17 protein-coding genes and 1 other RNA gene are annotated in these 17,276 nt (G+C 63.7%); 9 read left to right on the top strand and 9 right to left on the bottom strand.

The features are described 5' to 3' along the window. Positions 1 to 162: 162 nt before the first annotated feature. The 5 genes from QX108_RS13270 to QX108_RS13290 form a co-directional block, all read right to left on the bottom strand. A complete protein-coding gene (locus QX108_RS13270) occupies positions 163 to 1,158 on the bottom strand; it encodes a tripartite tricarboxylate transporter substrate-binding protein (protein ID WP_315725860.1) in 996 nt (331 codons plus the stop codon). A 113-nt stretch (positions 1,159 to 1,271) separates the two neighbouring features. Then, complete coding sequence (locus QX108_RS13275; RefSeq protein WP_315725858.1) at positions 1,272 to 2,786, bottom strand: tripartite tricarboxylate transporter permease; 1,515 nt, start codon at positions 2,784 to 2,786, stop codon at positions 1,272 to 1,274. A 7-nt stretch (positions 2,787 to 2,793) separates the two neighbouring features. Further along, entirely contained in the window at positions 2,794 to 3,573 is a 780-nt protein-coding gene (locus tag QX108_RS13280; protein WP_315725856.1) for a tripartite tricarboxylate transporter TctB family protein, read from the bottom strand. 99 nt (positions 3,574 to 3,672) lie between these two features. Further along, the gene (locus QX108_RS13285; protein ID WP_315785468.1) at positions 3,673 to 4,206 is read right to left on the bottom strand and encodes a chromate transporter; all 534 of its coding nucleotides are present in this window, start codon (positions 4,204 to 4,206) and stop codon (positions 3,673 to 3,675) included. After that, positions 4,203 to 4,799: a chromate transporter gene (locus QX108_RS13290; protein WP_315725851.1), complete on the bottom strand. Its 597-nt coding sequence runs from the start codon at positions 4,797 to 4,799 to the stop codon at positions 4,203 to 4,205. Before QX108_RS13290 ends, QX108_RS13285 begins: the two co-directional genes overlap by 4 nt. A gap of 95 nt (positions 4,800 to 4,894) precedes the next feature. Here QX108_RS13290 and ssrA point away from each other — a divergent pair. Further along, positions 4,895 to 5,249: a transfer-messenger RNA gene (gene ssrA / locus QX108_RS13295) on the top strand. Between the two features lie 483 nt (positions 5,250 to 5,732). Beyond that, complete coding sequence (locus QX108_RS13300; protein WP_315785471.1) at positions 5,733 to 6,236, top strand: hypothetical protein; 504 nt, start codon at positions 5,733 to 5,735, stop codon at positions 6,234 to 6,236. A 174-nt stretch (positions 6,237 to 6,410) separates the two neighbouring features. On the opposite strand, the gene QX108_RS13305 is transcribed toward QX108_RS13300, so the two are convergent. Continuing rightward, complete coding sequence (locus tag QX108_RS13305; protein WP_315785473.1) at positions 6,411 to 6,992, bottom strand: hypothetical protein; 582 nt, start codon at positions 6,990 to 6,992, stop codon at positions 6,411 to 6,413. An 804-nt stretch (positions 6,993 to 7,796) separates the two neighbouring features. Here QX108_RS13305 and QX108_RS13310 point away from each other — a divergent pair. From QX108_RS13310 to QX108_RS13335, 6 genes are all read left to right on the top strand, one after another. Continuing rightward, positions 7,797 to 8,327 carry an SspB family protein gene (locus tag QX108_RS13310; RefSeq protein WP_315725849.1) on the top strand — a complete coding sequence of 177 codons (531 nt, stop codon included), beginning with the start codon at positions 7,797 to 7,799 and terminating at the stop codon, positions 8,325 to 8,327. A gap of 97 nt (positions 8,328 to 8,424) precedes the next feature. Then, on the top strand, positions 8,425 to 9,849 hold the full coding sequence (gene fumC / locus QX108_RS13315; RefSeq protein WP_315785476.1) for a class II fumarate hydratase: 1,425 nt from the start codon (positions 8,425 to 8,427) through the stop codon (positions 9,847 to 9,849). Between the two features lie 236 nt (positions 9,850 to 10,085). Further along, positions 10,086 to 10,271, top strand: coding sequence for a DUF4169 family protein (locus QX108_RS13320; protein ID WP_172110978.1), 186 nt, complete (start codon positions 10,086 to 10,088; stop codon positions 10,269 to 10,271). After that, entirely contained in the window at positions 10,271 to 10,558 is a 288-nt protein-coding gene (locus QX108_RS13325) for a ribbon-helix-helix domain-containing protein (RefSeq protein ID WP_172110979.1), read from the top strand. The genes QX108_RS13320 and QX108_RS13325 overlap by 1 nt, the downstream gene beginning before the upstream one ends. 107 nt (positions 10,559 to 10,665) lie before the next feature. Further along, positions 10,666 to 10,941: a ferrous iron transport protein A gene (locus tag QX108_RS13330; protein WP_172110980.1), complete on the top strand. Its 276-nt coding sequence runs from the start codon at positions 10,666 to 10,668 to the stop codon at positions 10,939 to 10,941. Between the two features lie 21 nt (positions 10,942 to 10,962). After that, entirely contained in the window at positions 10,963 to 12,840 is a 1,878-nt protein-coding gene (locus tag QX108_RS13335) for a ferrous iron transporter B (RefSeq protein WP_172110981.1), read from the top strand. A 22-nt stretch (positions 12,841 to 12,862) separates the two neighbouring features. Here QX108_RS13335 and QX108_RS13340 read toward each other — a convergent pair whose 3' ends face one another. Further along, the gene (locus QX108_RS13340; protein WP_315785480.1) at positions 12,863 to 13,651 is read right to left on the bottom strand and encodes an NAD(P)H-dependent oxidoreductase; all 789 of its coding nucleotides are present in this window, start codon (positions 13,649 to 13,651) and stop codon (positions 12,863 to 12,865) included. Positions 13,652 to 13,740: 89 nt separating this feature from the next. On the opposite strand from QX108_RS13340, the gene QX108_RS13345 reads away from it, so the two are divergent. Beyond that, positions 13,741 to 14,664: a LysR family transcriptional regulator gene (locus QX108_RS13345; protein WP_315785482.1), complete on the top strand. Its 924-nt coding sequence runs from the start codon at positions 13,741 to 13,743 to the stop codon at positions 14,662 to 14,664. 1 nt (position 14,665) lies between these two features. Here QX108_RS13345 and QX108_RS13350 read toward each other — a convergent pair whose 3' ends face one another. Beyond that, positions 14,666 to 16,537 carry a bifunctional sugar phosphate isomerase/epimerase/4-hydroxyphenylpyruvate dioxygenase family protein gene (locus QX108_RS13350; protein WP_315785485.1) on the bottom strand — a complete coding sequence of 624 codons (1,872 nt, stop codon included), beginning with the start codon at positions 16,535 to 16,537 and terminating at the stop codon, positions 14,666 to 14,668. Next, positions 16,534 to 17,271 (bottom strand): ABC transporter ATP-binding protein, encoded by a 738-nt coding sequence (locus tag QX108_RS13355; RefSeq protein WP_315725833.1) that lies wholly within the window; start codon positions 17,269 to 17,271, stop codon positions 16,534 to 16,536. The genes QX108_RS13350 and QX108_RS13355 overlap by 4 nt, the downstream gene beginning before the upstream one ends. Positions 17,272 to 17,276: the final 5 nt, after the last annotated feature.

Consider the following 17,276-nt stretch of genomic DNA (forward strand, 5'->3'; position numbering starts at 1 on the left):
TCGCAGAAGGCGGCGAATTTAACGGCGGGGTTCGCCGAGCCCTAGTCTCGACTCGGCCCGGTCGCCGATTATACCCTGAAAAATGTCGGTCGCCGCGCCGCAAATGGCAAGGGGCGGAACCCTGCGGTCCGCCCCCTCCCGTCCTGGTCGTCTGCCGGCAGGCTAGCTCGCCGGCTTCAGCACAGCGCTCCATTTGACGACTTCGCCCTTCACCAGCGCCCCCAGGGCCTCCGGCGTGCGGTCCGCAGCGCCGGGAATGACGCTGCCGAGTTCGAGCAGGCGCTTGCGCACGCCCTCGTCGTCGAGCGCCTTGGCGGCGGCGGCATTGAGCTTGGCGATGATCGGTGCCGGGGTGCCTTTCGGCGCGAAAATCGCGTTCCAGGCCTGGGCCTGGAACTTCGGCAGGCCGGCTTCCGTCGTGGTGGGGACGTTGGGCAGCGCCGGATTGCGCTCGGGCGTTGCGATCGCATAGGCCTTGATGGTGCCGGCGTTGATCTGCGGCACCGCGTTGACGATCTGGTCGCACATGTAGTCGACCTGCCCCCCGACCAGCGCGTTCATCGCAGGCCCCGTGCCATTGAAGGGGACGCCGACCGGCTTGACGTCGAGGATCGAGTTCAGGAGTTCGCACGACACATGCGAGACCGACCCGACGCCGGCATGAGCGGCGTTGACCTTCTCGCTGTTGGCCTTGATGTAGTCGACGAACTCCTTTGTATCCTTCGGCGCGAAATCCTTGCGCGCCAGGATCAGGATCGGCGTGCCCGCAAGCAGCGCGACCGGCTCGAAATCCTTCTCCGGATGATAGGCGAGTTTCGGATAGAGCGGCACCGCGGCGGCATGAGTGCCCATGTGGCCGGTGATCAGCGTGTAGCCGTCATTGGCGGCGCGGGCCGCGCGCGTGGTCGCGGTGGTGCCGCCGGCGCCGACGACGTTCTCGATGATGATGCTCTGGCCGAGCGTCTGCGCCATGTGCCCGGTGACGATGCGCGCGATGACGTCCGTCGGGCCGCCGGCGGCGAACGGTACGATCATCGTGATGCTGCGCGTCGGATAGTTCTGCGCCTTGGCCGGCGTCGTCGCCACGCCGACCCCGGCAAGAAGGCCGGCGATCACCGGCAGCCAACCGATCGAAAGTGCACGACCGCACCAGCTCATCGAAATTACCTCCCTCGTCGCCCGCTCCGCTGCGGGCCTGCGCTGGTGATAGCGGCATCACAGCGCCTTGTCAGAGGTCGATTCGACTTGCGGCTGCGGCGTGCGGCCGCAGGTCAGCCCTCGCTCTCCACGAAGACCTCGTCGCGCTTGCGGCGCAGTGTCGGCAGCACGGCCAGCACCAGCAGTCCCATGGCGATCGCGAGCAGAATGGCGGACACCGGCCGGGTCAGGAACACCGACCAGTCGCCGCGCGAGATCAGCAGCGCCCGGCGCAGGTTCTCCTCCATCAGCGGCCCCAGGACCATGCCGAGCAGCAGCGGCGCCGGCTCGAAATCATGCTTGATCAGCCAGTAGCCGACCAGGCCGAACGCGCCTGCGAGCACGACATCGACCGGCGCATTGTTCACCGAATAGATGCCGATCGCGCAGAAGATCACGATCGAGGGGAACATCAGCCGATAGGGCACGCGCAGCAGCCGCACCCAGATGCCGACCAGCGGCAGGTTGATGATGATCAGCATCAAATTGCCGATCCACATCGAGGCGATCATGCCCCAGACCAGATCGGGCTGCTTCTGCATCACCTGCGGGCCCGGCACGATGCCGTGGATGGTCATCGCGCCGACCATCAGCGCCATCACCGCGTTCGGCGGGATGCCGAGGGTGAGCAGCGGAATGAAGGAGGTCTGCGCCGCGGCGTTGTTGGCGCTCTCCGGCGCAGCGACGCCTTCGATCGCGCCGCGGCCGAAGCGCGACGGATCCCTCGCGAGCTTCTTCTCGAGCGTGTAGGCCGCGAACGAGGCGATCACGGCGCCGCCGCCCGGCAGGATGCCGAGGATCGAGCCGAGCACGGTGCCGCGCAGGATCGCCGGCGTGGAATCCTTCATATCCTTCCGCGTCGGCATCAGGCCGGTGATCTTCTTCTGCACGAGGTCGCGGTCCATCCCCGCCCCGGCATCGAGGTTGCGGATGATCTCGGCGAAGCCGAACACGCCCATCGCGACGGTGGCGAAGCCCAGGCCGTCGGCGAGCTCGGGGATGTTGAAGGCCATGCGCGAGACGCCGGTCTCGATGTCGGAACCGACCATCGACAGCAACAGGCCGAGCACGATCATCGCGATCGCCTTCAGCACCGAGCCCTTCGCGAGCACGACCGCGAAGATCAGGCCGAGCACCATCAGCGAGAAGTATTCGGCCGGGCCGAACGCCAGTGCGAGCTTGGTCAAGGGCGCGCCGAGGATCGCGATCAGAACGGTCGCGACGCAGCCGGCGAAGAACGAGCCGATCGCGGCGATCGCCAGCGCCGGGCCGGCACGCCCCTGCTTGGCCATCTGGAAGCCGTCGAGCGCGGTCACCACCGACGTCGCCTCGCCTGGTATGTTGACCAGGATCGACGTGGTCGAGCCGCCATACTGGGCGCCATAGTAGATGCCGGCCAGCATGATCAGCGCGCCGACCGGCGGCAGGCCGAAGGTGATCGGCAGCAGCATCGCGACGGTGGCGATCGTCCCGATGCCCGGGAGCACACCGACCAGCGTGCCGACCAGCGCTCCGATCAGGCACATCAGAAGATTGATCGGCGACAGCGCGACCGCGAAACCGTGGGCGAGATTTGCAAACAGGTCCATCACGCCCTCATTGCAGAAGGAAACGCGGCAGGAGCGGCATCGGCAGCCCCAGCACATAGGGGAACAGGAGCGCACAGCCGCCGGTCAGGCAGACCCCGACGATCAGCGCCTCGCGCCAGCGCGTCTCCGGACTGCCGATCGCCGCGATCAGGAAGCTCGCGAGCCCCACGACCAGGAGGCCGAGCGGCCGAATCGCGACGGCGAAGGTGAGGATCGCAAGAGAGACGAACAGCGGCCCGCGCCAATGATAGGTCGCAAGCTGCGCCCCCGGAGTGACGACGCCGATCACGGCCACGGCAGCGCCGAGCCCGAGCAGCAGCAGGCCGAACATGCGCGGTGCGGTTCCGGCCCCGAACGAGAATCCGCGCATGCCCTGCAGATCGCTGGAGGCCCACAGCGCGAACAGCGCGATCGCCATCAGCACAACGCCGCCGAAATAGTCCTGCGGCGCGCGCGGCCGCACCATGAACGTAAACACGGCGACGGCGATCAGCGGGTAGGTGTAGATGAGCGCCAGCAGGACGTCGGAGGACAACGAGGACTTGCCGCCTGCGGCATATTGCTGCGCCAGGCTCGGGATGGCGATCGACAAGGCCGACGCATGTGCCGAGATGACCTGCAGCGGACCGCGGCCGGACAGCGGCGCGACGACACCGGCCAACGCGATCAGCAGCTCGATGAGTTGCGGCGCGAAGGCAAGGACCAGAATGATCGATGCGCCAGTCATGCTGCGTGCACCAGGCACGCTCGCTGTCCCACCTGACAATTGGCCCGTGGTCTCGGCCATGTCCTCGCCCTCCCCGATCGGCCTTGACGGCCGGCACTGTTCTCGTTCGGCGGCCCGAAGCAATCCGGACCCACTTCAGTTTTTGCCTAGCGGCTTTCCCTAGAGAAGGCCAGCAAAACCAAGACATCCTCCCGCGGCCAGCAGCCAGAGCGGATTGAGTCGCGTCAAGGATGCAACGACGGCCGCAATGATCGTCAGCGCGAACGCCCGCCAGCTCTGATCCGAGGCCTGCCCAAGAATCCATGCACTCGCGGCCATCAGGCCAATCGACAGCGGCACCAGCGCGGCCTGCACCATCGCGGGCCAGCGAGCGCCTTTCGCGTTCGACAGCCAGCGGCTGACGGCATAAGCAAGAACGGCCGTCGGGCCGCACATCGCAAGCGTTGCAACCGCGGCACCCGCAACGCCTGCGACCGAATAGCCGATCAGGGCGACGATCATGACGTTGGGACCGGGCGACAATTGCGACAGCGCGAACGCATCGGCGAACTGCTTGTCGGTCATCCAGTGCCGGACATCGACCGCAATGCGGTGCAATTCGGGAATCGCGGCCACAGCGCCGCCGACCGCAAACAGCGAAATCAGGGCGAAGGTCCAGAACAGCTGCGACAGCGGATTGTCGTCCCCGCTCATCGGGCCCACCGCGCCCTGGCATAGGTAATCGCAAGACTGAGCGGCACGGCCACCAGCAGAACCTCCTGGAGCGGCAGACGCGCCAGCCCGATCGCGACGAAGACGGCGGCCATGACGACGAGGCCGAGCACGTCGCTCTTCTTCAGGAGCGGCGAGATCATGCGAAGCACCACCGAGGCCAGCAGGCCCACGGCGACGCAGGACACGCCTTCGAGCGCCCGCCGCAACGCCTCGGCCTGCCCATAGTGACCGTAGAGGGCGCCGAGCGCGGTGATCAGCAGCATCGGCGGCCCGAGCAGACCGGCAAAGGCTGCGAGTCCGCCGGCGATCCCTCGCAGTCGCGCGCCGAACACCATGGCAAGATTCACGATGTTCGGTCCGGGGAGAAAGTGGCAGAGCGCAAACGTCTCGTTGAATTCCTCCGCCGTCATCCAGCGGTGCTCGTCGACGATCGCGCGGCGGGCGAACACCAGCACGCCCCCGAAGCCCGACAGCGACATTTTCGCGAATGCGAAGAAGAGCGTGCGCAGGCTGGGCGGAATTTTCGCGATGTCGGCCGCGGGATGGACAGCCGGCGCAATCTCGGGAGGCATAATGCACTCTAGGAGGACAAAATCCGGTCTGCCAAGGCAGGACGGAAAGTTCCTGTGCAACGGCCCACATTTTTGTCGAAGGTCGGGGCCCGTGGGCCCTGTGCAGCCGGCGGCCGACGGCCTATATAGGGGGTGCCGGCTTGCCGGCTATGGAAATAAATCGCCGTCGAAATAAACCATTCGGACCCGGGGGCGGTACCCGGCGCCTCCACCAAAGCCCACCGAAGCATGGGTTTTGGCGGGGGCGAAATAGGATCGACGAGGGCGTAAAGGGCGAGCTTTTTCCCGGTATTGTTCCGCCGTTATCGGGCTACTGCAATAGTTGCCAACGACAACTTTGCTCCGGTTGCTCAGGCTGCGTAACGCAGTTTGAAAGACCACCTTAAAGTCCTAACGGGTTAAGCTCCGTTAGGCGGGGTTCGGAGGCACCTGGCAACAGAAGCCTCCACTATTACTCGTCAGTATTGCATGTTGATTCCGTTTGTATATTTCGGTCTTCGTTGTCGAAAAACCTCGAGGATCTCCGAGTACTTTTTCGTAGGCTTACCGATCGATTACCAGCACGGAGTCGCGCTGCATCGGGGTAAGAACAAGCAAATTTGCGGCGGGCACTTTTTAATCGGAATGTTCCACATCCTCTCGAAACTATGACTCGGGAGAAAATAAAGTTGCCAAAAGGACGGTCCGTGACTGCCACGGCTGAAGCCGACGAACTCGACATCGAGAGCCTCCACCGCCGAATTCTTCGCGTCATTCTCGTTGGAGCACCATCAAATCACCAATCGGATTCGGGTCTAGAAGAGCCTGCATCGATGCTGCGCCCGTCGACGACGCTATTTCGGGGATTCGAAAACAAAATCGCTGATCACGCCTAGGATTTGAACAAGATTCATGATAATGGTTCCATAGGTGCAATGCCTAGCGAGGTCACCGATGCGTGAGGATATCGATCCGATAAGCGGAAGTGCCGGCAGTAGCGAGGAAGGAAGCAGCAAAGAAGTTAGTTCGCGCTACAAGCTTGAGATCGATGTCTCCGGCTTTCGCGGAACATATGAAGGAAGCCGCAAGACTAAAAAATTCAAATATCGGCGTAGTTGGATGTTTGCAGCTTTCGGCTTTCTAGCGTCAGTCGGAGTTCATGCTGCGGCGATTTATTGGAACATCGGTACGCGGCCTTTCGCGCCAATCGATCCTCAGCAGATGCCATCTCAAAGTCCGCGCGAAATCCCTCCTTATGATGTCAGCGTTGAGCTGCCCCAGACCCCAAAGGGGAATGGAAATACTGCCGGCTTGGATGAATTGCAGACTGTCACCGTTCCTTCGAAGGACGGTGTCCTAATGGAGCTTCGCTGCACCCCCCCATCCGGCTTCCAGAGCGAACCTTCCTGTCGGATTGTGAAAGACAATCGCGTAACGCCCCAACAGAATTCTCCGTAGTAAGCACGCAAGCTCAACCTACTTAGGAAGGCGCGGAAAAGATCCGTTGCGCAGCTCTCAAATCGCAAACAGAACGGAATCGAGTAGCAGCTGAAGTTGGTTTGTCAACAGACTATCGGTGCAATGCGGGAAGCGCTGCCCAGCGCACGCCCAACTTCTAGCCGCTAGGCGGAACTAGCTCCTTTGATCACTAGGCAAATCGATCACCTGATGCAGGTTTGTCACCCGATACCCCGCCGGCCTTCCGCCCGCCAGTTGTACATTTACGTCGACGATAAAGCCCTTCTTGTAGACATTTTCGTCGGCGTCCCTGACTTCATGTTTTATTCGCTGCTCTGCGAGTTCAGATGCATAGATCAGAGGCAAATCTCGCTGAGAGATGTCCTCGATCAGAACACGTTCGCCGGTGCGCTTTCCTGTTGCCACGTCTTTAACGTTCGATTGCGTAAAGACCATAAGCATGCGTTGATGATCTGCGCTGGATGACGTTTCCAACGAGCGCCTTTGCGCCTCGATTTGACGCTGAGCCTCTCGCGCTTCCGAGGTGTCGAATGAAATTGCAGCCTTGACCTTTTTTGCCCCGTCCTCGAACGCGACTGCCTGCAACGTTGCGCGCCCATCAGGATCGTTGGCGATTGCGGTAACGGCTCCCATGAAATCTTTAAGGTCGGAGCGGGTCGCATTACTGTTCTGCGAGCCTTCAAGGTACGTCGAAAGCGAAGCTCCGTATGTACGAACAAACTTTACAATGATCAATCTGTTGGATCACATTCACAACCGAACTCAAACCACTCATGGCCCAAGGTATCAGGTCGGCCTCAATCGAACCTGCGCGCACTTCGCGGACAAAAATATTTGCATCGTCGGACAAGGCAGGGACTTCGTCTTGAACGAACTTTTCGTACTGACTTGCTAGTGAGGAAAAAGTCGATACGAAGTCGTTTAGCTGGATCGGGTTCCGAGTTCTAACGTTCAACACTATGTGCGGAAGATCGTCCTGAAATAGCACCGACATCGCGAATCCGCTCTCCGAAACCACGTGTGGTAGATTGCCCCAATATTACCGCGGCCAGGATGCAACACAACAAGGGTTGCATTCCGAATCGCCCTACCCGTGTGGATCGCCATCCTATGTGAGGTTGACGGGGCAAAGGCTGGAAGGGGCAGATCAGTTTGGTATCCCAATGGCTTACCGTAGGATTACCCAAAAACAAAAAACTGTTCTTTGCCAGCAGCTTACTCCCGCATAAGCAGAAGCCTCCACTTTCACGTGCACGACGCATGGGAGGTCCTTTGCGGGGTCCTTCGTTTGGCACGCCCTCCTTTGCACCCCCTCTTTTGCCCCCCTTCCGTTGGTACCCCTTCGCTTTCATTCCTTCATCTTCCGGACTTCCGCCGGCTTCTGCGCGTTCCCATATGTCCGGTCGAACCGGCTTGGCTGCTGACCTCGGCGCCCAGCCGGGGTACGATGGACGAAACGCGAGTCGGGGATGCTGCTGCGCTTGCGGGCGCGGTGTTGCGGCAAGGCGGGGCGCGGCCCATCACGATACAGGACCGATCATGGCGACCGATCATATTCGATACGATGTGCTGGCGCGCGATGCGCTGCGCGGGGTGCTGCGCCGGGTGCTGAGCGATGCCGCCGTGCATGGCCTCCCGGGCGAGCACCATTTCTTCATCACCTTCCTATCCAAGGCCGAGGGCGTGAAATTGTCGCCGCGGCTGCTTGCGCAATATCCGGAGGAGATGACGATCATCCTGCAACACCAGTTCTGGGATCTGGTCGTGTCGGAGGATCGTTTCGAGGTTGGGCTGTCGTTCGGCGGCGTCCCGGAGCGGCTGGTGGTGCCCTTCCACGCCATCAAGAGCTTCTTCGACCCGTCGGTCCAGTTCGGCCTGCAATTCGAACCGTCGGAAGCGATCGCCGAAACGCCGCCCAGCCCGAAGCTTCCGGCTGCTCCTGCCCCGGTGGCCGTCGCGGCCCCGCTGCCTGGTCCGACAGCCGACGCAGGCGAGGACAAGCCGGCCGCTCCGCCCAGCCCAGGCGAAGGCGCCGAGGTCGTCCGTCTCGACCGCTTTCGCAAGAAGTAGGCGCGATTCGTCGCGCGCGGAACGGCCCGGGAGCCCATAGATTGACGCATGCTTGAACCGGCGAATGCCGGTTCGCGACCAATCATGGGCATGCGTCATGACAAAATCAGCGAGTTCATCGTCCTCCGGACCGACGCGGACCGAGACCGACAGCTTCGGTCCGATCGAGGTCGCGGCCGATCGCTATTGGGGCGCACAGACCGAGCGCAGCCGGCATAATTTCCGCATCGGGCATGATCGCATGCCGATGGGCCTCGTGCATTCGCTGGCGCTCGTCAAGCTCGCGGCGGCGCAGACCAACCGGGAGCTCGGGCTGCTGGAGCCGCGGATGGCGGATGCGATCATCGAAGCTGCGCAGGAGATCGTCGCCGGCAAGCTCGACGACCATTTTCCGCTGGTGGTCTGGCAGACCGGCTCCGGCACGCAGACCAACATGAACCTCAACGAGGTGATCGCCAATCGCGCCAGCGAGCTGCTCGGCGGCGAGCGCGGCACCAAGAAGCCCGTGCATCCGAACGATCACGTCAACATGAGCCAGTCGTCCAACGACTCGTTCCCGACGGCGATGCATATCGCCGCAGCGCGGGCCGTTTCCGGCCATCTCGTGCCGGCTCTGTCGGAACTGCTGGCGGCGTTGCGCGCCAAGCAGGAGGCGTTCAAGGACATCGTCAAGATCGGCCGCACCCACACGCAGGACGCCACGCCGCTCACGCTCGGCCAGGAGTTTTCCGGCTATGCCGCGCAGGTCGAGAGCGCCGTCGCCAGGATCGAGACGGCCGCACGCGACCTGTTGCCGCTCGCCCAAGGGGGGACCGCCGTCGGCACCGGCCTCAACGCGGATCCGGGATTTGCAGAGCTGTTCGCCAAGCACGTCGCCGCGATCACCGGACTTCCGTTCACCAGCGCGCCGAACAAGTTCGAAGCTCTGGCTTCGAACGACGCCTATGTCTATGCGCACGGCGCGATCAACGCCGCCGCCACCGCCCTGTTCAAGATCGCCAACGACATCCGCCTGCTGGGCTCGGGTCCGCGCTCGGGGCTCGGCGAGCTGATCCTGCCCGAGAACGAGCCGGGCTCCTCGATCATGCCGGGGAAGGTGAATCCGACTCAGTGCGAAGCGCTGACCATGGTATGCTGCCAGATATTCGGGAATCACACCGCAATTACTCTGGCGGGCAGCCAGGGCCATTTCGAATTGAACGTCTATAAACCATTACTCACACATTGCATGATGCAGTCCATACAATTACTAGGTGACGCCGCCCGTTCATTCAGCGAACATTGCGTGGCCGGAATCCAAGCGGACGAAGCGCGAATTCGCGAACTGATGCAGCGTTCTCTGATGCTGGTGACAGCGCTCGCGCCGAGGATCGGCTACGACAACGCCGCCAAAGTGGCGAAGACAGCGCATCAGCGCGGCACCACGCTGAAAGAGGAAGCCGTGCGGCTCGGCTTCGTATCCGAGGATGAATTCGACCGCCTCGTACAGCCAGAGATGATGACGAGACCGGGAAGGTCATGACGGTAGTCCCGTAGTACTACGGGGGGTGATGCAATTCTCGCTGTTAACCCCTAAAGGATACTCTCGACTACAAGTTCTGCTGCGTTCAGTGAATACAAAACCCGCTCGCACAGTCGCGAACGGCTATCGAACTATCAGGGAGCGATGACGTGATTGTCTGGATAACGCCAAGGCTCATCTGCGCAACGCGCATGCTCTCTTCGCAACGTTCGATGCCTTAGATGATTGGAGCAAGCATGGGGGACGTCATCAACTTGAAGCGTTTTAGAAAGCGCGTAGAGCGCGATCAGGCAGCGAAGGTCGCCGAAAGCAACCGTGCTCGCCATGGCAGGACGAAGTCCGAACGCGCAACTGACGCACAACGCGACAAGCGCGCGAATGATTTACTCGATCAACATCGTATCAATGGCGAGGACGCGTGATGAAGTCGCCCGTCGTAAAACGTTCAATCGTGGTCGCAGGTCACAAGACCAGCGTCAGCCTCGAAGAGGCGTTCTGGAACGGAATGAAGGAGATTTCGGGTCTCCGGAACATGACCCTGTCCGAGCTGGTCGGAGAGATCGACAACAATCGCCAGCAGGGCAACCTGTCCTCGGCGATCCGGCTGTTCGTGCTCGACCACTTCAAGAGCCGCGCCGCGGCCTCCTCCGGCCTCGAGCCGAAGGCGACGGTGGACAGCAGGCACACGGCATCCGCCGCGGCTCCTTGAGGCAGATCAGACGGCGGCCCGCCCGGTCTGTTTAAAATCGCTCTAAGATGCCGCGGCATTGACCATGCCGCGCTTGACCTCTTGGCACGCGATTGAAAATACAGGCTATGAGCGAAATCTGCGATACACGGCCGCCTCTGCCGCTCGGTCTGGCCCGGCGTGGCTACACCGGAACGATCCAGCATCTTGCCGCTGGCGGCGCGACGTCGTCCCTCCCGGACGTCGAGCTGGAGAGCAGACTGATCGAACTCGGCTTCGTCGAGGGCGCTCGGGTCGAAATCCTGCATGAAGGGATCGTCGGGCGCGACCCGATCGCCGTCCGCGTGGACAACATCACCGTCGCGGTCCGCCGGCGCGAAGCCATGGCCGTGATCGTGGCGTAAGCCGCGCGGAAAGCCTCGCTCATGGAAAGCCCTCTGCTGCATCTGGCCCTGGTGGGTACGCCCAACAGCGGCAAGACCTCGCTTTTCAATGCCCTGACGGGAAGCCGCCAGAAGGTTGCGAACTATCCCGGGGTCACCGTCGAGCGGAAAGAGGGCGGCTTCGTCACCCCGCAGGGCCGCCAGATCTCGCTGGTCGACCTGCCGGGCACCTATTCCCTGCGCGGCCGCAGCCCGGACGAGGAGATCACGCGGGATTTCGTGCTCGGACGCGCCACCGGCGAGGTCCTGCCCGACCTGGTGCTCTGCGTTGCCGATTCCACCAACCTGCGGTTGACGATCCGGCTTCTGCTCGAACTCAAGAGCACGGGCCGGCCGCTGGCGCTCGTACTCAACATGTTCGACATCGCCAAGCGGCGTGGTGTGACCGTGGACGTCGCGGGCCTGTCGCAGGCGCTGGGCGTCCCTGTCGTGACCTCGATCGCCGTCCGCAAGGGCGGCACCGACGACCTCCTGCAGCTTACCGATCACTTGCTGGCCCGGGCCGAGGCGGCCACCGGTGACCGCGCCAACACCTGGCGTCCCCTCACCGTTCCGGAGTTGCGCGCGACCCAGCGCGAAGCCGATCGCATCATCGCGGCCACGGTCAGCCTGCCGGAGCGGCCCGACACATGGACGGCCCGCATCGATTCCGTCGCACTGCATCCGGTCGGCGGCCTCCTCATCCTGCTGGCGATCCTGTTCGTCATGTTCCAGGGCGTGTTCGCCTGGGCGCAGCCGCTGATGCAGCTGCTGTCGGCGGCGTTCGATGCACTCGGCCAGCTGGTCCACGACCAGCTTCCGGAAGGCCTTCTGCAGAGCTTCCTGCAGAACGGGGTGATCTCCGGCGTCGGCAGCGTCATCGTCTTCCTGCCGCAGATCATCATCATCTTCCTGTTCATCCTGCTGCTGGAAGATTTCGGCTACATGGCGCGGGCCGCGTTCCTGATGGACCGCATCATGGGCGGCGCCGGCCTGCATGGCCGCGCATTCATCCCGCTGCTCTCCAGCTTCGCCTGCGCGATCCCCGGCATCATGGCGACGCGCGTCATCGACAACCGCCGCGACCGTCTGACGACGATCCTGATCGCGCCGCTGATGACCTGCTCGGCGCGCATCCCGGTCTATACGCTGATCATCTCGGCCTTCATCCCGCCGACCAAGGTCTGGGGCCTGATCAACCTGCAGGGCCTCGTGATGTTCGGGCTCTATGCGGCGGGCATCGTCAGCGCGCTGCTGGTGTCGTTCCTGGTCAAGTTCTTCCTGATGCGCGACTACCAGCCGGCGCCGTTCATGCTGGAGCTGCCGGACTACAAGCTGCCGCGGCTGCGCGGCATCGCGATCGGCGTCTACACCCGCGCCAAGATGTTCCTGCAGCGCGCGGGCACCACGATCTTCGCGATGATGGTGCTGATCTGGTTCCTGGCCTCGTTCCCGCAGCCGCCGGAGGCCGCCACCGAGCCCGCGATCAATTACAGCCTGGCCGCGATGATCGGCCAGGCGATCGCGCCCCTGCTCACGCCCGTCGGCTTCAACTGGCAGATCGCAGTGGCGCTGGTGCCCGGCATGGCCGCCCGTGAGGTTGCCGTCGCTGCGCTCGGCACCGTCTACGCCATCGAAGGCGGCAAGGAAGCGGCCGAACAGATCGGCCAGGTGCTGGCCAGCAAATGGAGCCTCGCCACGGCGCTGGCGCTGCTCGCCTGGTACATCTTCGCCCCACAATGCGCCTCGACGCTTGCGGTCATCCGCCGCGAGACTGGCAGTTGGCGTTGGATGGCCGTGACCTTCGTCTACATGTTCGCGCTCGCCTATGCGGCGGCGTTTACGACCTACCGCATCGCCGTCGCGATGGGCGCGGGCTGAGTCATCCCCGCGCCCTGACGTGTCATCGCGACGCGTCCGTATGGAGCGCGAAGCCGCGCGCGCCGGGTACACCGAGTTCGGGCCGCAGCTGCATCGACGGAATCAGATAGTCGCCGTGGTTCTGCCGCCGGTATGGGATCGTCTCTGCCGTGAACAGCGTCCGCATCCGCGCCCGCAACCGCTCGGCGAGATTTGAAAAACCCGCGTCATCGAGCCGGTTCACCTTGTGCGCCACGAACGCCGGCAGCACGTCGAAGCCCGGATAGAACAGGATGCCGTGGTTGATGGGAAACAGGAGGTCGTCGATCGGCCCGTTGATGCCGCGCTCGGAATAATGCTCTTCCCAGCCGCCCGTGGTGACCACCAGCATCGCGCGCTTGCCGGCGAACACGCCTTCCCCATAGCGATTGCCCCAGCGCTTGTCGCTGTGCTCGCCGACGCCATAGGTGAAGCCGTAGGAATAGACCCGGTCGACCCAGCCCTTCAGGATCGCCGGCATCGTGAACCACCACAGCGGAAACTGCAGGATGACGGCGTCGGCCCAGAGCAGCTTGTCCTGCTCGACCCGAACGTCGTCGGTGAGCGTGTGGGTCTTGAAGGCTTCGCCCGATGCGGTGGCGACGTTCAGACGCGCTTCCGCCGGCAGCTGCGGGAAGTCGGCGCGGTCGGCGGCCGGTTTCCAGCCCATCGCGTAGAGGTCTGAGACCTTCACCTGATGGCCCTGAGCCTGGAGTTCGGCGACGGCGACATCGCGCAGGGCGCCGTTGAGCGAGCGGGGTTCGGGATGGGCAAAGACGAGCAGGACGTTCATGGCTGGATCCTCTGCTGGAACTCGCCAAGACATAGACGCCCCCTCACTCATCCACTATATGACTACTATCGATAATATCATGCCGATTTATGGATAAATCTGACGTCAGCATCGTCAACATGCGCAGCTTCGTCCGGGTGGCGGAGCGCGGCAGCCTGTCCGCGGTCGCGCGCGAGCTCGGAATTGGCCAGTCCACGGTCTCGCGACATCTGCAAGAGCTGGAAGACACGATTGGCGTGCCGCTGCTCAGCCGCACCACCCGGCGCGTGACCCTTACCGACGAGGGCAGCCGCTATTATGCGAACTGCGTCCAGATCCTCCGCCTGATCGACCAGGCCGGCGACGAGGCACGCGGGGCGCGGGGTGCCGCCGCCGGCACGATCCGGATCTCCTGTACGGCGGCCTTCGGAATCCTGCACATCACGCGGCTCGTCTTCGCTTTCCAGGATCGCTACCCGGATATCGCCATCGATCTCAATTTGACCGACGAGCGCATCGACCTCGTACGCGAGGGTGTCGACATCGCGCTGCGCCTCGCCCCCCTTACCGACAGCTCGCTGAAGCTGCGATCGCTCGGCTACTCGCACCGGCTTCTTGTCGCCTCGCCGGACTATCTGGAGAAGCGCGGCACGCCGAGCATGCCGCAGGAACTGATCGGGCATGACGGCATCCGCATGACCAATGTTGCGGGCAGCGAGATGCTCGTCCTCATGGGACCGGACGGAGCGCGCCACGAGGTGCCGTTCAGAAGCTGCTTCCGCACCAATCACGGACTGGGGGTTCGAGAGGCCGTGGTGGCCGGGCGCGGCATCGGTGCGAGCCATGCCTGGCTGGTCGACGACCTCATTGCCGCGGGCAGAGTGGCCGTCATCCTGCCCGACCACCGTCTGTCATCGACGCCTCTCAACATGCTGATCGTGCCGGAGCGCGCCGGCATCGCACGCGTGCGGCTGCTGATCGACTATCTCGCCGGGGAGATCGTCCGCCTGCCGGGCATCCGGCCGGAGCCCTGACTCAAAGCCGCGGCATCGTATCCGGCCGAACCTCGCGTGCCTGCGCGGCGAGGCGGATCGGCGCATTGACCGCGCCGAAGCCCTGGTAGTTGCGCCGCTGCACGATCTCGAAGAAGAAGCGTTCCTCGAAGATGTGAGTGTAGACCTGGAAGAACTCGGCGTCGCCGTCACGGTCGTACAGGATCTCGTTGGCGCGCAGCGCGGCGATCGTCTCGGGCGCAAGATCGTATTTGGCTTCGAGATCGTCGTAATAATTGTCGGGGATGTCGAGGAATCCCGCGCCTCTGGCGCGCATCTCGGCCACCGCAGCAAAGATGTCGTCGCAGGAGAACGCGATGTGCTGGACGCCGGAGCCGAAGAACTCGGAGATGAAGCGCGACGACAGCGTGCGCGTCGCCGTGGAGCCGTTGAGGATGAAGCGCAGGCTGCGATCACCGTTGACGATCGCCTGGCTCTGCACAAGGCCTCTGGGGTCGGCGATCTCCATCTGCGGCAGCCGCGAGAAATCGATGATCCCGGCGTAGAACAGCAGCCAGGACAGCATTTCTTCGTGCGGCATCGATTGCGCGATGTGATCGACCGCAACGAGCCGATCGGCGGCCTTGTCGCTGACGACGGGCTCGAAGTCCACATCCCAATGCCGGCCATGCGTGTCGAGAAAATACAGCAGGCTGCCGCCGACGCCATGGATCGCCGGAATCTCCAGTTCTCCCGGACCGACCGGCTGGGTGAAGGTGCGCGTCTTCAACGACTGCGCCCGCGCCATGGCCCGATCGGCGCTGTCGACCTCGAGCGCCAGCGCGCAGACACCCGGACCATGCGTCACATAGTGCGAATGCGCGAAGCTCGCCGGCTCGCAATTGATCACGAGCTCGATCGCGCCCTGCGACCAGCGCTGCACCGCCTTGCTGCGATGCCGCCCGGTGTTGCGGAAGCCGAGCTGCGCGAACAACGCGGCGAGCGACTGCGCCTTATCCTCGCTGACGGCGAATTCGACGAAGCCGATGCCGTGACTCCTGACGCGGGGCTCGAAGCGCGGCTCCGCCGCGACGGGCATCGTCCCGGCCAGATCATCCTGCAGCAGCAGCAGCGAACGCATGCCGTCGAGCGCAGTGCGCGGCGCCGAGCCGGCCCGGAACTGGTCGTTGAAGATCTCGAGGGACAGCGGTCCGGAATAGCCGGTCGCGGCCAGGGCGGCCATGAACTCCCCGACCGGCAGATCGCCCTGCCCTGGGAAGCTGCGGAAGTGCCGGCTCCAGGACAGCACGTCGAGCTCGAGCTTCGGCGCGTCGGCGAGCTGAACCAGGAAGATCTTGTCGGCCGGAATGGCGCGGATCGCGTTGGTCGGCAGCGCCGGCGCCAGCGCATGAAAACTGTCGAGGATGACGCCGATCGCCTTGTGATCGGCCCGGCGCACGATCTCCCAGGCATCGCGATAGTCATGGACATGACGGCCCCAGGCCAGCGCCTCGTAGCCGACGCGCAGGCCGCGCTTCGCCGCGCGCTCGCCGAGCTCGTGGAAATCAGCGGCGGCGCGATCGATGCCGCCGAGCGAGGCCGGCGAGACGCTGCTGCAGATCAGCAGCAGGTCGGTGCCGAGCTCCTGCATCAGGTCGAACTTGCGCTCGGCGCGGATGAAATTGCGCGCGCGCTGCGGCTCCGGCATGCCCTCGAAATCGCGGAACGGCTGGTAGGCGCAGATCGCAAGCCCGAGGTCGCGGCACATCTGCCCGATCTCGCGCGGCCGCATCCCGAAGGCGACGAGATCGTTCTCGAAGATCTCGACCTCATCGAAGCCCGCGGCAGCGATCGCCTTGAGCTTCTCGTCGAGCGCGCCTGAGATGGAAACCGTTGCGATCGAGCGCTTGTTCATGCCGCCGTCTCCTCCATCGCGCCGCCCAGGAACAGCTGGCCGACGCGGGGATCGGCCAGCACGCGATCGGCCTTGTCGATGATCCTTGTACGACCGAGCTCGAGCACGATGCCGAAATCGGAAATCTCCAGCGCCGAGCGCGCATTCTGCTCGATCAGCAGCACCGAGACGCCGCGCTCGCGGAGCCGCTTCAGCATGTCGAACGTCTGCTGCACCATCAAAGGCGACAGACCGATCGAGGGCTCATCGATCAGCACCAGCTGCGGCTCGAGCAGCAGCCCGCGCGCGATCTCGAGCTGCTTCTGCTCGCCACCCGAGAGAGTCGATGCCTGCCGGTCCGCCTTCTTGCGCAGCACCGGGAACACGTCGAGCGCCGCCTCGACCCGGCCCGGAAGATCAATGTTCGCTGGTGCGGCCACGCCGCCGAGCTCGATGTTGTGACGCACCGACAGCTCACCAAAAATGTTGCGGCCTTGCGGGATGTAGCAGATGCCCGCGCCGAGCAGCGCGCGCTGGCTCAGGCCCGTGACATCGCGCCCTTTGAAGATCACCTTGCCTTCGCGGAGCTTCAGCAGTCCGAAGATCGCCTTGAACACGGTCGACTTGCCGGCGCCGTTCGGGCCGATCACGGTGGTGATCGATCCCTTGGGCACCGAGAAGGTGGTGCCGTTGAGGATCGTCATCTTGCCGTAGCCGCCGACGAGGTTCTGGACGTCGAGAATGGGATCGCTCACGGCCG

This window comes from Bradyrhizobium sp. SZCCHNR1002 (assembly GCF_032381435.1).
In the GTDB taxonomy this organism is placed as follows: Bacteria; Pseudomonadota; Alphaproteobacteria; order Rhizobiales; family Xanthobacteraceae; genus Bradyrhizobium; species Bradyrhizobium aeschynomenes.

Coding starts and splice junctions, on each gene's coding strand:
- QX108_RS13270 (WP_315725860.1), bottom strand. CDS start 1,158: ATGAGCTGGTGCGGTCGTGCACTTTCGATCGGTTGGCTGCCGGTGATC.
- QX108_RS13275 (WP_315725858.1), bottom strand. CDS start 2,786: ATGGACCTGTTTGCAAATCTCGCCCACGGTTTCGCGGTCGCGCTGTCG.
- QX108_RS13280 (WP_315725856.1), bottom strand. CDS start 3,573: ATGGCCGAGACCACGGGCCAATTGTCAGGTGGGACAGCGAGCGTGCCT.
- QX108_RS13285 (WP_315785468.1), bottom strand. CDS start 4,206: ATGAGCGGGGACGACAATCCGCTGTCGCAGCTGTTCTGGACCTTCGCC.
- QX108_RS13290 (WP_315725851.1), bottom strand. CDS start 4,799: ATGCCTCCCGAGATTGCGCCGGCTGTCCATCCCGCGGCCGACATCGCG.
- QX108_RS13300 (WP_315785471.1), top strand. CDS start 5,733: ATGCGTGAGGATATCGATCCGATAAGCGGAAGTGCCGGCAGTAGCGAG.
- QX108_RS13310 (WP_315725849.1), top strand. CDS start 7,797: ATGGCGACCGATCATATTCGATACGATGTGCTGGCGCGCGATGCGCTG.
- fumC (WP_315785476.1), top strand. CDS start 8,425: ATGACAAAATCAGCGAGTTCATCGTCCTCCGGACCGACGCGGACCGAG.
- QX108_RS13320 (WP_172110978.1), top strand. CDS start 10,086: ATGGGGGACGTCATCAACTTGAAGCGTTTTAGAAAGCGCGTAGAGCGC.
- QX108_RS13325 (WP_172110979.1), top strand. CDS start 10,271: ATGAAGTCGCCCGTCGTAAAACGTTCAATCGTGGTCGCAGGTCACAAG.
- QX108_RS13330 (WP_172110980.1), top strand. CDS start 10,666: ATGAGCGAAATCTGCGATACACGGCCGCCTCTGCCGCTCGGTCTGGCC.
- QX108_RS13335 (WP_172110981.1), top strand. CDS start 10,963: ATGGAAAGCCCTCTGCTGCATCTGGCCCTGGTGGGTACGCCCAACAGC.
- QX108_RS13340 (WP_315785480.1), bottom strand. CDS start 13,651: ATGAACGTCCTGCTCGTCTTTGCCCATCCCGAACCCCGCTCGCTCAAC.
- QX108_RS13345 (WP_315785482.1), top strand. CDS start 13,741: ATGGATAAATCTGACGTCAGCATCGTCAACATGCGCAGCTTCGTCCGG.
- QX108_RS13350 (WP_315785485.1), bottom strand. CDS start 16,537: ATGAACAAGCGCTCGATCGCAACGGTTTCCATCTCAGGCGCGCTCGAC.